Here is a 16,689-nt window from a genome sequence, read left to right as displayed (position 1 = left end):
GTTCCTCACATGCTACTGATCGGTATCAATCCGCGTCGTAAGCGGCAGCAAGAAGCTGCACGGCCTCCGCGAAATCAATCCGCGTCGTAAGCGGCAGCAAGAAGCTGCACGGCCTCCGCGAACGAAGCGCCTTGGGCCTTGGCTGCTGCCGCGTATTGTGCTGCGACGTCAGCCAGCGCTCCCCAGCGGTCGTCCCGGGCGCAGACCACGGTGCCGTTCCGCCCACGGGTGGCTACCACGCCTGCCGCTTCCAGCTCCTTGTATGCCCGGGCCACCGTGTGCGGGGCAACGTCCAGCACTCCGGCCAGGTTACGCACGGGAGGCAGTTTTGCTCCGACTGCCAGGACTCCGGCGTCGGCGAGTTCAATGATCCGCAGCCGTAACTGTTCGAAGAGCGCCACCGCGCTGCTGGTGTTGGGGCGCCATGCGCCTGGAAAATCACCTGTCGGAGTCACGAAGCACTCCAACGGAGAGCCGCGGTCACCCGGGGCGTCTGTTGTTCGAAGCGTCCTTGGTCCATGCCGAGAATTAGACCAGCGACGCCCGTACGGAACAAGCCATCACGGCGCACTAAAGCCATTGCTACGCGGAGGGACGCGCCCGGGCCGGTCATGCGTTCTTTCGCGCAACGGCAAAAATCCGCCGGAAAGGGAAAATTGTTCCATGCCGGGAGGGTGGATAGGCCTCGCGCAGCAACGCGGAGTATTGCTCCTCGAACTCCGTAGCCTCCGCTGTGGACAGTGCTGCCAGCACTGGTCGAAGTCCTGTGCCTCGAACCCACTGAAGGACCGGATCCTCGCCCGGTAGTACCTGCTGGTAGGTGGTCTCCCAAGCGTCCGCCGCGCATCCGGCGTCGAGCATCACGCCCAAGTAGTCCGCCGGACTACCAACAGCACCATCGTGCCGAAGTACGCCGGACAAGCGCGACGCCCAGCGGGGCGACTCGGCGAGTTCGCGCATCAGCGTATGTGACGGGGAGGTGAAATTGCCGGGGACCTGCAGCGCAAACCAGGCGCCGGGCTTGAGGGCGCGCAACCACTTCGCCACCATGTCCTGGTGACCCGGCACCCATTGAAGGGCTGCGTTTGTGACGACGACGTCGGTATCGGCACCTGGTACCCACGTGGCGATGTCGCCGTGCTCGAATTCCAGGTGGCTGGATTGCCCGGCAAGGGACTCCGCTTTGAGCAGCATCTCCGCCGACGAGTCAATGCCCACCACCCGGGCTTCCGGCCAGCGCTCTGTCAAGGTCGCAGTCAGGTTCCCGGGTCCGCACCCGAGGTCCACAATATTCCGTGGGTCACTGGCCTGGATCCTCCCGACGAGGTCATGGAACGGGCGGTCCCGATGGTTGCCGAACTCCACATACTTGGACGGATCCCACTTCATCAAAGCCTCCTCGCGTCTGGCACCACTGCTGGGCAGAGCCTAAACCGTCCGGGCACTAAGCTGGAAACCAATGAAACTTCTTGAACAGCTTCCCGGTAACATCTCCGCCGATCCCCTGGACCCGGACGAAATCTACACACGGTTCGTGGAGTGGACGGAGAGCCGCGGGCTGCAGCTGTACCCTGCCCAGGACGAAGCGATCATGGAGCTCGCCTCCGGCGCCAACGTCATCCTCGCCACGCCAACGGGCTCAGGGAAATCACTGGTAGCCATCGCGGCCCACTTCGAAGCCATGGCGCGCGGCCAGCGGAGTTATTACACGGCGCCCATCAAGGCGTTGGTATCCGAAAAGTTCTTTGCTCTCTGCGACATTTTCGGCGCGGAGAACGTGGGCATGATTACCGGTGATTCCGGCGTCAACCAGGATGCCCCCATTATTTGCTGCACGGCGGAAATCCTGGCCAACATCGCCCTCCGCGAAGGGTCGACGGCGGACCTCGGTTCGGTGGTCATGGACGAGTTCCATTTCTATTCCGACCCCCAACGCGGTTGGGCATGGCAGGTGCCCCTCCTGGAACTCCCCCAGGCACAGTTCCTCCTGATGTCCGCCACCTTGGGCGACGTCTCCCGCTTCGAATCCGGACTGACTGAGCTGACGGGTCGGACCACCACCACCGTGAGCTCCGCGGAACGCCCCATTCCGCTGCACCACTACTACCACCTGACGCCGGTTCACGAGACGTTGGAGGAGTTGCTCTCCACCAAGCAGGTCCCCGTCTACGTGGTGCACTTCAGCCAGGCAGAAGCCATTGAGCGTGCCCAGAACCTCATGAGCATCAACATGTGCAGCCGAGCCGAAAAGGACCGCATCGCTGAGCTCATTGCTGGTTTCCGGTTCGCGGCCGGCTTCGGAAAAACCCTCAACAGGCTGGTCCGCCACGGTATCGGCGTGCACCACGCCGGGATGCTCCCCAAGTACCGCCGGCTGGTGGAGCAACTGGCCCAGGCCGGGCTCCTGAAAGTCATCTGCGGCACCGATACTTTGGGGGTAGGCATCAACGTGCCCATCCGGACAGTGTTGTTGACCGCTTTGAGCAAGTACGACGGCGTACGCACCAGATCGCTTAACTCACGTGAGTTCCACCAGATTGCCGGACGTGCCGGCCGAGCGGGTTACGACACCGCCGGCACGGTGGTGGTCCAGGCTCCGGACCACGTGGTGGAGAACACCAAGGCGATGGCCAAGGCCACCGCCAAGTTCGGCGATGACCAAAAGAAACTACGCCAAGTGGTGAAGAAGAAGCCCCCGGAAGGATTCGTGTCCTGGGGCGAGCCAACGTTCAAGCGGCTGGTCGAGTCGGTGCCTGATCCGCTGACGTCCAGCTTTACCGTGACCCACGCAATGTTGCTCAACCTCATGGAACGCCCGGGCGATCCCTTCCACGCAACCCGGCGCCTGCTCAGCGAGAACCATGAGAGCCGCCCCGCGCAATTGAAACTCATGAAGAAGGCCCTGGGTATCTACCGCGAGCTGCTGGCCGCCGGAGTGGTGGAACGGATCCCGGAAGAGGAACAGGAAGCCGAGGGACGCTCGGTCCGACTGACGGTACATCTGCAGGCCAACTTCGCCTTGAACCAACCCCTTTCGCCCTTCGCTCTCGCCGCGCTTGAACTTCTCGATCCGGAGTCGCCGTCGTACGCCTTGGACGTTGTTTCCGTCATCGAATCGACGCTTGAGAAGCCGCGCCAGATTCTTTCGGCGCAGCAAAAGAAGGCGCGCGGCGAGGCGGTTGCCGCCATGAAGGCGGATGGCATCGAGTATGAGCAGCGCATGGCCATGCTGGATGAAGTCACCTATCCGATGCCCTTGGCGGAGATTCTTGGCGAGGCCTTCGAGGTCTACCGCAAGGCGGCTCCTTGGGTGGGCGACTTCGAACTCGCACCAAAATCGATCATCCGGGACATGTATGAGCGCGCCATGAACTTTGGCGAGTTTGTGCAGTTCTATGGCTTGGCCCGCTCCGAGGGCATCGTCCTGCGTTATCTTGCTGACGGGTTCCGTGCGCTGCGACAGACCGTTCCCCAGGATTCGCTCCGTGAAGACCTTGAAGACCTTATTGCGTGGCTGGGGGAACTGGTCCGCCAAGTTGACTCCAGCCTTCTGGACGAATGGGAAGAGCTCACGTCCGGGCTTGGCCCCACGCAGCACGACGCTCCCCCGCCCCCGCCGCCGCTCCTGACTGCCAACATCCGTGCCTTCCGCGTGATGGTCCGGAATGAGATGTTCCGCAGGGTTGAACTCTTCGCTGATGAAGACTCTGCGGCGCTTGGCGAACTCGACGGGGAAGCCGGCTGGGACGCAGGACGTTGGGAAGAGGTCTTGGACGACTACTTCGATGAACACGACGACATTGGAACAGGTCCAGACGCGCGCGGGCCCGGTTTGCTGATCATCACCGAGGAAACCGGCACGTGGAAGGTCCGGCAGATCTTCGACGATCCCGCAAGCAACCATGACTGGGGAATCTCGGCCGAGGTGGATCTGGCAGCATCAGACGAGACCGGCACCGCGGTGGTCCGGGTAACAGACGTCAACAGGCTCTAGGTTCAGCCGCTGTGGAACCCTTCCCGGACCTGACCGACAGCCTGCGGGGGTTGGAAGCCCTTCGTGCAGCACTCCCGGCGGGCTGCTTGGGTTCGCGTCGATGGTGGGGCGGCCCCCTGGACGTAGAAGGGCTCGCGCTCGGGTCAGTACAGGCAGCAGCAACGGCCCTCCAGGCCCTGACAGGTACGGCCGGTCGGTATGCTGTGGCGTCAGGCCCAACGGCTGCTTCCTTCGATTCCCTGGGGCACCTCAGGATTTCGGGCATGAAGCCCCAAGGTTTCGCCCGGATGTCGGGATTCCGGCCGACCCTGGACGGCTGGATCCGCCTGCATGCCAATTACCCGCACCATGCCGCACGGTTGATGGACACGCTCGCGGCCAGCACGCCCCATGACGTAGACCGGGCCCTGCTTTCCATGACGTCGGCGGAAGCCGAGGAAGCCATCGCGGCCGGGAAAGGTGTTGCGGCGGCTGTTCGCACACGGGAAGAGTGGCTTTCGTCACCCATGCACGGCGGGGCAAGCGCGGGTCCTTGGATCAGCTTCATCCGTCCTGCATCGGCCCAGGCGGAGCCTTCGCGGCCGTCGTCGTGGGTGCCCTCCGCGGAGCCGTTTCAGCCCCTGGCAGGATTACGGGTCCTCGACTTAACGCGGGTTATTGCGGGGCCAACAGCCACCCGCTTCCTTGGTGCTTTGGGTGCGGATGTGCTCCGTATCGATCCCCCGGGCCTTCCTGAGCTCACCGATGCTTTCGTCGACTCCGGTTTCGACAAGCGCAGCGCGGAAGCCGACCTGGGCAATGCCCAAGTGCTGGCAGTGGTGCAGCAGCTGCTCGCGTCAGCTGACGTCGTGGTGACCGGATACCGCCGCGGCGGCCTGGACAGGTTCGGCCTCGGCCCTGAAGAACTGCTTGCCACCCGGCCTGATCTTGTGGTGGTGACGTTAAATGCGTGGGGCAGCGGACCGTGGACTGCCAGACGCGGTTTCGACAGCCTGGTGCAGGCAGCCTGCGGAATCGCTGAACGGTACGGACGGCATGACGACGACGGTTGGAAGCCGGGCGCGCTCCCTGTCCAGGCTTTGGACCACGCAACGGGGTACGGTCTCGCAGCAGCCGCGCTGGCCTTGCTGGCTCAACGGCTCAGGACAGGCAGAGGCGGAACAGCGCAGCTTTCCCTCGCTCGGACAGCTGAGGAGCTGTTCCGTTTGCCGGCGCCCAAGCAGTCCGCGCTGAGCTCACTGCCGGAACCGGAGTACCTCGAAATGGAGAGTCCTTACGGCCACCTCCGGTTTGTCGGACCTCCATTGACGGTTGACGCTGTTCCCCTTCGGTATGGCAGGGCCCCCACACGGTACGGCACCTCGGCACTGGCCTGGCGGCAGTAGGCGCGGCTCCCCTAGTAAGCTCGAAGGCATGAGTGTAATCCGCCCAGCCACTGTAGAAGACGTCCCTGCCATCCTCCGTATGATCCATGATCTTGCGATCTACGAGAAGGAACCGGACGCTGTCAAAAACACTCCGGAGATGCTTACCGAAGTACTTTTCGGCGAGAATCCCCGTGTCTACGCCACTATGGCCGAAAACAGTGCGGGCACAGTGCAGGGCTTCGCCCTGTGGTTCCTGAACTACTCAACCTGGGAAGGCGTCCACGGCATCTACCTCGAAGACCTCTACGTGATTCCCGACGCTCGCGGCGAGGGCCATGGCAAGGCCCTGCTGCAGCATCTGGCCACCACCGCCGTCGAGAATGGCTATGCCCGCGTGGAGTGGAGCGTCCTGAACTGGAACGAACCTTCCATCAACTTCTACAAGAACCTTGGCGCCTTCCCGATGGAGGAATGGTCCACTTTCCGTCTGACCGGCGACGCCCTTAACGCCTTCGGCGCGAAGGCGGGCCACGCCAATGAGGCCCTTGCCCGTGGCTGACCGGCACCCCAACGAAGCGCACAGCATCCGCGCCCACCACGAATTCCGGGGGGTACGGACTGCGGAACACTATTTCACGGTCCCCTTGGTGCACGCAGCTGCTGGATCCGGCAACATCGGCGAGACAATCACGATCTTTGCCAGGGAGTACTCCTCCACGGAGCACACGCCTGAGCAGGCCGGCAGGCTTCCGTGGCTCTTGTATTTGCAGGGCGGTCCGGGCGGCCGGGGAAACCGGGTTACCTCGCTGTCCGGATGGATGAAGGCGGCTGCCAAAGATTTCCGTATCCTCATGCTGGATCAACGCGGAACGGGGTTGTCCACGCCCGTCGAGCAGCAGTCACTGGGGCTCAGGGGCGACACCACGGCCCAAGCCGAATACCTGACCCACTTCCGTGCCGACTCCATCGTGGCTGACGCTGAATACATAAGGAAAGTCCTGGGTTCAGGGCCCTGGTCCGTCCTCGGCCAGAGCTTCGGTGGCTTCTGCGCGTTGACCTATCTGTCATTCGCGCCGGAGGGGCTGCGCGAGGTGCTCATCACCGGTGGGCTGGCCCCGCTCCACGGTCCGGCGGACCGGGTGTATCACGCGACGTTCCACCGCGTCGCCGCACGGAATGCCGAATACTTCTCCTGGTACCCCGAAGACCGGGAGAAAGTCACAAGGATCGCCCGTCACCTGGAGCGGCAACCTGAGTTCCTGGCAAGTGGTGAAAGGCTAACGACTGAGCGCTTCCAGATGGTGGGATCATTCCTGGGCGGTAACACCCGCGTGGATGCCCTCCACTATCTCCTGGAGGACGCCTTCATCGACACGCCGTCCGGAGAACGCCTGTCGGAATCGTTCCTCGAACAAGTGCGGGGGCTCGTTAGCCGTGCCGCCAATCCCTTGTACGCCGTCCTGCACGAGTCCATCTACGGTCAGGATGAGGCAACCAACTGGGCCGCGTGGCGCGTGTTGGAAACCTATCCGGAGTTCAGGCCCGATGCCGCGGAACCACTGCTGACAGGCGAGATGGTTTATCCGTGGTACTTCGAACAGGACCCAGCACTCGTCCCCCTCCGTGACGTAGCTGAACTGCTGGCCGCCAGGAAGGACTGGAAGCCGTTGTACGACCCCGCACGATTGGCGGCCAACACAGTGCCTGTAGCCGCAGCCGTGTATAAGGACGACATCTACGTGGATCACGATCTGTCACTCGAAACGGCTGAAGCGGTGCGTGGCCTTCAGCCGTGGGTCACCTCGGACTTCCACCATGACGGCATTGGCGAAGACGGCGAGGGCATCTTCGCCCGGCTTTTCAGGATGGTCCGCTCAACTCGCTAGACCGCGGGACTATCCGTTGTCCGGTCCTGCGCCTCGGCCGATCTCCCGCGGACTGCCGCGACGGCTGTCAGGGCCAACACGGCTGCGGCGAGGATGCTTGAAGCGACGTTGAGGCCTTGATAGCCGATCCAGGCCAGGAGCAAGCCCGAGGTGGCGCCGCCGATTGCGCCGGCGCCACCCATGAGCGTGTCCGAGACGCCCTGCACCGTCACGCGTTCGTCAGGTGCAACGCTTTCGGCCAAAAGGGTCGATCCGGCGATGGTTGCTGCAGACCAACCCAAGCCCAAGAGAACCAGTCCGGCGGTAACAAGCACGGGCTCACGCTGGCCAAACCCGGCGATGAACACCGCCACCAACAGCAGTCCGTGCCCCATGGCGATGGTTTGCAAGCGCCCTGCTTTATCGGTCAGCCAGCCCCACAGTGGGGAAAGCGCAAACATTCCTGCGATGTGGAGCGAAATCGTGAGGCCTATGACCACCAGTGCGTCCGTGCTGTCGGTTGCCCCACCATGATGCCCTTCGTGGGAACCGCCCACGAGTTGTTGGAGGTGCAGGGGCGTCATGGACATGACTGCCACCATGACACCGTGTGCCGCCACCACGGCGGCCAAGGCCAACAAGGCCCGGGGCGACGCGCGGACGGCACGCAGCCCGGAACGGATGGTTCCCCGCACAGGCTGCGCTCCAGCACCTCCGTTGCCGTCGGCCTCCGACACCAGTCTCCGGGACAACAACAGCGGGTCGGGCCTCAGGCCCACGAACAGCAGGGCGGCAGCCAGAAACAGCCCGGCTGCTGAGAATACGAACGGTCCGGCGATAGGAGGCAGCCCAAGGGCTGCGCCCACCACTGCACCTGGCTGGATCAGGTTGGGACCGGCGACAGCACCGATGGTAATGGCCCAGACGACCGTGGACAGTGACCGCCCGCGGTGCTCAGGTTCAGCGAGGTCGACGGCGGCGAACCTCGCCTGGAGATTCGCGGCCGTGCCCAGGCCAAGGAAGGCCGCCCCAAGCAGGAGCAGGACGAATGACTGGCCCATCACGGACGCGATGATGAGGAGCGCCCCGACCATCGCAGCGACCAGTCCTGTCACCAGTCCTACCCGGCGGCCCCTCGATTCCGCGAGGCGCGCCAAGGGCAGCGCGGCGATCGCCGCCGCGAGTGTCAGGACGGTGGTGATGGAGCCTGCCCATGCTTCGGAACCTGACAGGTCCACAGCCAGCAACGATCCGATGGAGAGTGTGGCTCCATTGCCAACGCCGCTGAGCAGCTGTGCGGAACTGAGCAGGAAAACAGTACGGCGCTGAACCCGTTGTGGGTCCAGCGCCGTAGTTGAAGTGGTAGTCACTTCACGAGACTACAACTTTCCGAGGAGAGTTACTCTGCCTCGCTCATGCTCTTTTTGGCATCTTCTTCAAGCCGTGCATCCAGCTTGGCCTGCCGTGCTTGCGGGCTCAGGAGGCTGGCAACCACTGCCACGATGATGGTTCCGACAATGACCGCCAGCGACACGTAGGTGGGAATCTCAGGTGCCCACTCGATGTGGTGGCCGCCGTTGATGAACGGAAGTTCGTTGACGTGCATGGCGTGCAGGACGAGCTTGACGCCGATGAAGGCGAGAATCACGGACAGTGCGTGCTTCAGGTACACCAGGCGTGTCATGAGTCCACCGAGGAGGAAGTACAACTGGCGCAGGCCCATCAGCGCGAAAATGTTCGCCGTGAAGACGATGAAGGCGCTCTGGGTCAGGCCGAAGATCGCGGGGATGGAGTCAACCGCGAACAGGAGGTCCGTCAAGCCGATGGTGATGAAAACAATCAGCATTGGCGTGAAGACCTTCTTGCCCTCCACCACGGTGCGGATCTTGTTGCCGTCAAACTTCTCGGACATCGGCAGGACCTTGCGAAGGCGGGCGATCAGCGGGTTCTCGGCACCCTCTTCTTCATCCTCGCCGGAGTCCTTGGCCTGCTTCCAGGCAGTCCACAGGAGGAACGCACCGAAGATGTAGAAGACCCAGCTGAACTGTTCAATCACGACGGCGCCGAGGGCGATGAAGATACCGCGGAGGATCAGGGCGATGATGATGCCCACCATCAGCACTTCCTGCTGGTACTTACGGGGCACCGAGAAGCGGGCCATGATGATGATGAAGACAAAGAGGTTGTCGATGCTGAGGCTGTACTCAGTGACCCAGCCGGCGACGAACTGGCCGCCGTATTCCGGGCCGGCGAACGCGAACATGGCTACGGCAAAGAGCAGTGCCAGTCCTACATAGAAGCTGACCCACAGGCCGGCTTCCTTCATGGAAGGTTCATGGGGACGCTTGACGACCAACAGGAGGTCGATCAGCAGGATGATTCCGAGAACGACAAACGAGCCGATCTCAAACCAGACGGGAAGCTGCATTAAAGGTGCCTTTCGCAGGGTACGGGAAAGCGGTGTAAGTCTCTCCGGCCTGCCAGGGTGCGGTGAATGCAAAAATTGGCGGCCCGCTAGATCCGGCGAGGCATCTGTGCCTTGCGTGCTGACGGACGTAGCGCTTGGGATACTCCCCTACGTGACCTCAACCTTACCTTAGGCGTGCCCGGCGGACTGCATCTGGCGTAATTCGCGCTTCAACTCCTTGACTTCGTCACGGATGCGGGCCGCGACTTCGAATTGCAGTTCAGCAGCCGCCCCGTGCATCTGTTCGGTCAGCTGCTCAATGAGGCCCACCAAGTCCTCGGCTGGAGCAGCGGCGAGGCCATCCTGCCGAACCGTTGCCGCACCCTTGGCAGCGGTCTTGCCGCGTTTGCCACCCTTGGCGAGTCGGTTGTTGTTGAGAAGCTCCTGGGTGTCTGCGTCTTCCTTGGCCAACTGGTCCGTGATATCAGCAATTTTCTTCCGCAACGGCTGCGGATCAATGCCATGGTCCGTGTTGTACTGCACCTGGATGGCGCGGCGCCGGTTGGTTTCTTCAATGGCGTGGGCCATGGAATCGGTAATCCGGTCCGCGTACATGTGGACCTGGCCCGACACGTTACGCGCTGCGCGGCCGATGGTCTGGATCAGAGAGGTGGATGAACGCAGGAATCCTTCCTTGTCAGCGTCGAGGATGCTCACGAGGGAAACCTCAGGCAGGTCGAGGCCTTCACGGAGGAGGTTGATGCCTACAAGCACATCAAACACGCCCATCCGCAGCTCACGGAGCAGCTCCACCCGCCTCAGGGTGTCGACATCGGAGTGCAAGTACTCCACCTTGACGCCGTGTCCCACCAGGTAGTCAGTAAGGTCTTCGGCCATGCGCTTGGTCAATGTCGTGACGAGGACGCGCTCGTTCTTCTCTGTGCGGGTCCTGATCTCCCCCAGCAAGTCATCAATCTGCCCCTTGGTCGGTTTGACTACTACCTCGGGGTCGATGAGGCCCGTGGGACGGATGATCTGCTGGACGTAGCCGTCAGCCTTGCCAAGCTCGTATTTACCGGGCGTTGCGGACAAGTACACCGTCTGGCCGATGCGTTCGAGGAATTCGTCCCACTTCAGCGGTCGGTTGTCCATGGCTGATGGCAGGCGGAAGCCGAAGTCCACCAGGTTCCGCTTACGGGACATGTCGCCTTCATACATGGCGCCAATCTGCGGGATGGTGACGTGGGATTCATCCACCACCAGGAGGAAATCGTCCGGGAAGTAGTCGATGAGGCAGTGCGGAGCGGTCCCGGGATTACGGCCGTCAATGTGCACGGAGTAGTTCTCGATTCCGTTGCAGAAGCCCATCTGCTGCATCATTTCGAGGTCGTACGTGGTGCGCATGCGAAGGCGCTGGGCCTCTACCAGCTTGTTCTGGCTTTCGAGGACCTGCAGGCGGTCGGCAAGTTCGTCCTCGATGCGCTTGATGGCACGGGCCATCCGCTCCGGGCCGGCCACGTAGTGCGAGGCCGGGAACACGTACATCTCTTCTTCGTCGCGGAGGACCTCTCCGGTCAAAGGATGGAGGGTCTGGATGTTCTCGATTTCATCTCCGAAGAACTCAATCCTGATGGCAAGTTCTTCATACATGGGGATGATCTCCACGGTGTCGCCGCGGACCCGGAATGTGCCCCGGTGGAAGTCCATGTCATTGCGGGCGTACTGCATGGAGACGAATTTCCGGAGGAGATCGTCGCGGTTCATCTCCGCGCCCTTGCGCAGCGTGACCATGCCCGCAATGTACTCTTCCGGCGTACCCAGGCCGTAGATACAGGAGACTGTGGCCACTACGATGACGTCGCGGCGGGTCAACAACGCGTTGGTCGCCGAGTGCCGGAGGCGTTCAACTTCCTCGTTGATGGAGGAATCCTTCTCAATAAAGGTATCCGTCTGGGCTACGTACGCCTCGGGCTGGTAGTAGTCGTAGTACGAGACGAAGTACTCCACCGCATTGTTTGGCAGCAGTTCCCGAAATTCATTGGCCAATTGCGCGGCAAGGGTCTTGTTCTGAACCATGACCAGGGTGGGTCGCTGGACTTGCTCAATAAGCCAGGCCGTAGTGGCACTCTTTCCCGTACCAGTGGCGCCGAGGAGGACCACGTCCTTTTCCCCGTTATTGATGCGTTCCGTCAGTTCCGCGATTGCGGTGGGCTGGTCACCGGCGGGTTTGAATTCGCTGATCACTTCGAACGGCGCGACGACACGGTTGATTTCCTGGGCAAGGCTCATAGAACAAATCTACCCCCGGCCACGGACAGCTACTGTCCGCGTTTGCCCTCGGCAGAAGACATATACGACGGCGGCTGCCAGCCTGTGCGGTCGGCCCACTCTTCCATGAGCGGCCAGGCAACGTCCGTGAACCACGGCTCCTTGGTATCCGCGTAGCCCGTGCTGCTGTTGTCGCCCACATGTGCTGCGGCGATTTCGCGCTTATGCGCTTCATACGTTGTGACGGCTGTGGGTTCGGACCGCAGCCAGTCGCGGAAGAGCAACGCGTAACGCCACCCCGGTGATCCCGCGACCCGCACGTGCAGGTTCACCGGCCGGCAAGGATCGGCGTTGGCGTGGAACCGCTTCTGCCACTGTGCGGGCTCAGGTTGGGTGGGTTTGGGTGTGTCCTGGTTGGCTCCCGGCACTGCAGGGAACCCGGCTTGGGCGAGTTGGACTGCGAGTCGATCTGCCACCCCAAGATCGGCGACAGCTACTTGGAGGTCCAGAACGTCCTTTGCTGCCAGCCCGGGTACTGACGTGGAACCGATATGGTCCACGGCCAGGATGTCCTGGGGTGCCACAGCCGCAATACGTGCCCCGAGGCGAGCGGCCTGACGGTTCCAGTCAGGTGTCCATGGGGTGATGACCGGGCCTAGGTGTCGAGCCGCCCTTGTCCCCCGGCTGATGTTTTCCGCGAAAGGCAACAGCCTCCCAGTCCACAGGGCGTCAACTTCGGCCCGCAGCTCGTCACGGCCCCCCGCGTTTAACAGGACTACATCGGCAGCGGCAATACGTTGTTCACGAGTGGCCTGCGCCGACATGCGGGCCCGCGCGTCTTCCGGAGTCATCCCCCGGAATTCGACCATACGGTCAATGCGCACGTCGTCCGGGGCATCCACAACGACCACCAAGTGGAAATTGCTGCCCTGGCCGGTTTCGACGAGGAGCGGGATGTCCTGCACGACGATGTCGCCGGCGGCGGCCCCTGCCATGATGGTGGCGGCGGCCTCCCGTACCAGCGGATGAATGATGCTGTTGAGCAATTCGCGTTGGGATGGATCCTGGAACACGATGGCTCCCAGCTTGGGCCGATCCAGTCTGCCGTCTGCGTCGAGGATGCCCGGACCGAACGCCTCCACGACACGGCGGAGGCCGGGTGTACCCGGTTCCACCACTTGGCGGGCAATGAGGTCCGCGTCGATGAGGAGCGCACCCAGTTCCTGCAACCTGGATGCCACCAATGATTTCCCTGAGGCGATGCCGCCCGTCAGCCCGATCTTCAGCACTCCTCAACACTAGACTGAAGCGGTGGAAAACGAGGAAGACAGCCGTGCGACCACCTATACGACATTGACGGACGGTCCGGACTTCCGCCATGAGCTGGAAATACGCCGGTCCCGTTTCATCACGGTCCTTCGGCGGTCCCCCGACGAGGAAACTGCCCGTTCCCTGGTGGCAGAGCTCCGGCGCGAATTCCACGATGCCCGCCACCACTGCTCGGCGTTCGTCATCGGGCCGGACCGCATGATCCAACGCTCCAGTGACGACGGCGAACCGTCCGGCACCGCCGGCATCCCCATGCTCGAAGCCCTCATCAAACGCGAAGCTATGCCCGGGGTCACGGACCTCACTGACGTGAGTGCCGTCGTCGTGCGCTATTTCGGTGGGATTCTCCTGGGCGCGGGCGGACTGGTCCGCGCTTACTCCGAATCAGTCTCTTCTGCCTTGGATCTCGCTCCACTGGTTCAGCGTCGGAGGCTGCGGATATGTGCCATTGACGTTCCCCACGCCGACGCCGGCCGGCTGGAGAACGAACTTCGGAGTACCGGGTACGTCATGGCGGACACCGGCTATGGAGCCAAGCACGCCACACTCCGTATTGCGCTTCCGGACGATGCGGCAACCATTTCCGAGGCGCACGCCCGTCTGGCTTCCCTGACGTCCGGGAATTTGGAGTTGCGGCCACAGGGAACCGAATGGGTGGATCTTCCCCGCTGACTTCACCACGAGCAGTCTCAGCCGTTTGGGGGCGCATCAGTCCGTGCCGCTGGCTTCACGTCGCGGCTTAAGCAGAAGGACCCCCGCCCGGAGGCAGGGGTCCTTCTTTGGCTATTCAGCACATCCCGTGAGGGAGGCGGAATTAGTTGCCGGTCAGCTTCTCACGCAGTGCGGCGAGTGCTTCGTCGGACGCCAGGGTACCGCCGCCGGTGTTGGACTCAGCAGCGGCCGGCTCCGAGGAGTAGCTCGTGGTGCCGGAATCGCTCTCACCGGACGTTGCAGCAGCAGCGTCGTCAGCAGCGTGCTGGGCAACCTGCTTCTTGTGGGCTTCCCAACGGGTCTGGGCGTCAGCGTACTGCTGCTCCCAAGCTGCACGCTGGGTCTCGTAACCTTCGAGCCATTCGTTCGACTCGGGGTCGAAGCCCTCGGGGTACTTGTAGTTGCCCTCTTCGTCGTACTCAGCGGCCATGCCGTACAGAGCGGGATCGAACTCGGTGCTGTCAGCGTCAACGCCCTCGTTAGCCTGCTTGAGGGAGAGGGAGATGCGGCGACGCTCGAGGTCGATGTCGATGACCTTGACGAACAGTTCGTCGCCAACGGAGACAACCTGCTCTGCGAGCTCCACGTGGCGGACAGCCAGCTCGGAGATGTGCACGAGGCCTTCGATGCCGTCTTCGACGCGAACGAACGCACCGAACGGAACCAGCTTGGTGACCTTACCCGGAACAACCTGGCCGAGGGCGTGGGTGCGGGCGAAGGTCTGCCACGGATCTTCCTGCGTAGCCTTGAGCGACAGGGAGACACGCTCGCGGTCCAGATCCACTTCGAGGACCTCGACGGTGACTTCCTGGCCAACTTCGACAACCTCGGACGGGTGGTCGATGTGCTTCCAGGACAGCTCGGATACGTGAACGAGGCCGTCTACGCCGCCGAGGTCCACGAATGCACCGAAGTTGACGATGGAGGAAACAACGCCCGGACGAACCTGGCCCTTTTCCAGCTTGTTGAGGAACGTGGAGCGAACCTCGGACTGGGTCTGCTCGAGCCATGCACGGCGGGACAGCACAACGTTGTTGCGGTTCTTGTCCAGCTCGATGATCTTGGCTTCGATCTGCTGACCGATGTACGGAGCCAGGTCGCGGACGCGACGCATCTCGACGAGGGATGCGGGCAGGAAGCCGCGCAGGCCGATGTCCAGGATGAGGCCACCCTTGACAACCTCGATGACGGTACCGGTAACGACACCGTCTTCTTCCTTGACCTTCTCGATGTCGCCCCAGGCGCGCTCGTACTGAGCACGCTTCTTGGAGAGGATCAGACGGCCTTCTTTGTCTTCCTTGGTGAGAACCAAAGCTTCGACCTGATCGCCAACGGCGACAACGTCGCCGGGGTCAACATCGTGCTTGATGGAAAGCTCGCGGGAAGGGATGACACCTTCGGTCTTGTAACCGATGTCGAGCAGAACTTCGTCGCGGTCGACCTTGACGACGGTACCTTCGACGAGGTCTCCGTCGTTGAAGTACTTGATGGTGGCGTCGACAGCTGCGAGGAAGTCCTCAGCGGTACCGATGTCGTTAATGGCGACTACGGGGGTACCGGGCTTCTCGGTGGAGGTGATGGTCATGTAGTAGGGGCTCCGTTGTGGATAGTGAGTCGGTCAGGCAAACCGCTGCCGCCCGGGTCCGGACGGCAGAACACGGCAAATTACCGGGTCATCCTGATTTGTGGATTAATACAAAATGGATGCATGCACGTAGTACACGCCCGTTTATTCTAGTCGCATAGGGAAAGCAGGGTCAAAAGGAGTGTCACACGCCCAGCACGTCCCGCAGGCGGCCGAAGGTGACGCCCCGGTCGAGCAGCCCCGGCAAAACCCGGGCGTATCCTTCCGCAGTCCCGGACGCCGGCCTGTTGAAGTGTGAAATGACGATGTCACCGGCCGCCACGCGTCCTACCTCCGCGGCCACGGTGGCTGCCGAATAGGTGGCGCCGCCGTCACCATTGACTGTGAAATTGACGGGCAGCATGCCAAGCCTGCGAGTCATTTCCGCCGCTACGTCGTCGTAGAACGCAGTCCCCGGCCGGAAGAACTTAGGGGCGGCCCCGGTGAGTTCCTGCAGCAGAGCATGGTTCCCCATCAGCTCGTCATAGGCAGCAGCGGCGTTGGCCGTTCCGGGGATTCCGTAAGCAGACCTCCCGTTAACGGAAAGCGGCTGGTGCATGGTGCCATGGTTGGCGAGTTCGAACAGGGGGTCCGCCGCCAGTTCCTCCGACAACGACCGATTGGCATGGATCCACCGGCTGTTGATGAACAGCGTGGCAGGGACGTCGAGCCGGCGGAGGGTACGCAACAAGGCGTTGTCGCACCCCGCGCCGCCCGGCCCGCCACAGGCGTCAAACGTCAAGGCCACGTGCTGCGATGGCGAGTTGTTGACCACTCCGGTGATGTGCAGCCCCCATTCCCTGGGATGCCTGCCGGCGAACTCGGCCACGATCTGCTGCCTGTCCGGCACTGCGGCCGGTTTGGACGTCGGTGCTGGTGCGAGGGCGGCGGCAGCCTGTTCGCTTGATCTTGCAGCGATCGACGGCGGCGGTGTGGCCGGGCCCGTCCCCGCCGCCACGGAGGGCGCCGATGCTGCCGAGGGTACTTCGACGGATGCGCCGTCAGCGCATGCTGCCAGGGCAGCGGACGCGAGGCCCGCCATTCCAAGCAGCACTGATCGCCGGCCGGCCAATGGCCGCCGCTTGGAATCCCCCATGGATGTCCTTACTCAGATGTGGCTATGT

13 protein-coding genes are annotated in these 16,689 nt (G+C 62.6%); 5 read left to right on the top strand and 8 right to left on the bottom strand.

What is annotated here, in order from left to right; translation table 11 throughout:
* Positions 1-74: 74 nt before the first annotated feature.
* Complete coding sequence (locus J3D46_RS16380) at positions 75-455, bottom strand: GntR family transcriptional regulator (protein WP_231341763.1); 381 nt, start codon at positions 453-455, stop codon at positions 75-77.
* A gap of 154 nt (positions 456-609) precedes the next feature.
* Complete coding sequence (locus tag J3D46_RS16375; protein ID WP_253468220.1) at positions 610-1,389, bottom strand: trans-aconitate 2-methyltransferase; 780 nt, start codon at positions 1,387-1,389, stop codon at positions 610-612.
* Between the two features lie 70 nt (positions 1,390-1,459).
* Here J3D46_RS16375 and J3D46_RS16370 point away from each other — a divergent pair, with 70 nt between their 5' ends.
* Genes J3D46_RS16370 through J3D46_RS16355 form a run of 4 tightly spaced genes read left to right on the top strand, consistent with a single transcriptional unit; the run spans position 1,460 to position 7,247 of the window.
* Complete coding sequence (locus tag J3D46_RS16370; RefSeq protein WP_253468219.1) at positions 1,460-3,994, top strand: RNA helicase; 2,535 nt, start codon at positions 1,460-1,462, stop codon at positions 3,992-3,994.
* Between the two features lie 11 nt (positions 3,995-4,005).
* The gene (locus J3D46_RS16365; protein ID WP_253468218.1) at positions 4,006-5,379 is read left to right on the top strand and encodes a CoA transferase; all 1,374 of its coding nucleotides are present in this window, start codon (positions 4,006-4,008) and stop codon (positions 5,377-5,379) included.
* Positions 5,380-5,407: 28 nt separating this feature from the next.
* On the top strand, positions 5,408-5,920 hold the full coding sequence (locus J3D46_RS16360; protein WP_253468217.1) for a GNAT family N-acetyltransferase: 513 nt from the start codon (positions 5,408-5,410) through the stop codon (positions 5,918-5,920).
* Positions 5,898-7,247, top strand: a complete 1,350-nt coding sequence (locus tag J3D46_RS16355) for an alpha/beta fold hydrolase (protein WP_253468216.1) — start codon at positions 5,898-5,900, stop codon at positions 7,245-7,247. The genes J3D46_RS16360 and J3D46_RS16355 overlap by 23 nt, the downstream gene beginning before the upstream one ends.
* On the opposite strand, the gene J3D46_RS16350 is transcribed toward J3D46_RS16355, so the two are convergent.
* From J3D46_RS16350 to coaE, 4 genes are all read right to left on the bottom strand, one after another.
* Positions 7,244-8,596, bottom strand: coding sequence for an MFS transporter (locus tag J3D46_RS16350; protein ID WP_253468215.1), 1,353 nt, complete (start codon positions 8,594-8,596; stop codon positions 7,244-7,246). The genes J3D46_RS16355 and J3D46_RS16350 overlap by 4 nt on opposite strands.
* A 29-nt stretch (positions 8,597-8,625) precedes the next feature.
* On the bottom strand, positions 8,626-9,654 hold the full coding sequence (locus J3D46_RS16345; protein WP_231341756.1) for a TerC family protein: 1,029 nt from the start codon (positions 9,652-9,654) through the stop codon (positions 8,626-8,628).
* A 168-nt stretch (positions 9,655-9,822) separates the two neighbouring features.
* Positions 9,823-11,922 carry an excinuclease ABC subunit UvrB gene (gene uvrB, locus J3D46_RS16340; RefSeq protein ID WP_231341755.1) on the bottom strand — a complete coding sequence of 700 codons (2,100 nt, stop codon included), beginning with the start codon at positions 11,920-11,922 and terminating at the stop codon, positions 9,823-9,825.
* Between the two features lie 29 nt (positions 11,923-11,951).
* A complete protein-coding gene (gene coaE, locus J3D46_RS16335; protein WP_253468214.1) occupies positions 11,952-13,190 on the bottom strand; it encodes a dephospho-CoA kinase in 1,239 nt (412 codons plus the stop codon).
* 22 nt (positions 13,191-13,212) lie between these two features.
* Here coaE and J3D46_RS16330 point away from each other — a divergent pair, with 22 nt between their 5' ends.
* On the top strand, positions 13,213-13,902 hold the full coding sequence (locus tag J3D46_RS16330) for a YigZ family protein (protein ID WP_231341753.1): 690 nt from the start codon (positions 13,213-13,215) through the stop codon (positions 13,900-13,902).
* Positions 13,903-14,044: 142 nt separating this feature from the next.
* Here the strand turns inward: J3D46_RS16330 and rpsA are convergent, their stop codons facing one another.
* Together rpsA and J3D46_RS16320 are read right to left on the bottom strand one after the other, a co-directional pair.
* A complete protein-coding gene (gene rpsA / locus J3D46_RS16325) occupies positions 14,045-15,526 on the bottom strand; it encodes a 30S ribosomal protein S1 (RefSeq protein ID WP_026540604.1) in 1,482 nt (493 codons plus the stop codon).
* Between the two features lie 184 nt (positions 15,527-15,710).
* Entirely contained in the window at positions 15,711-16,661 is a 951-nt protein-coding gene (locus J3D46_RS16320) for a polysaccharide deacetylase family protein (RefSeq protein ID WP_253468213.1), read from the bottom strand.
* Positions 16,662-16,689: the final 28 nt, after the last annotated feature.

This window comes from Paenarthrobacter sp. A20, from assembly GCF_024168825.1.
Taxonomy (GTDB): Bacteria; Actinomycetota; Actinomycetes; order Actinomycetales; family Micrococcaceae; genus Arthrobacter.
This window is presented reverse-complemented; position numbering and strand designations above follow the sequence as displayed.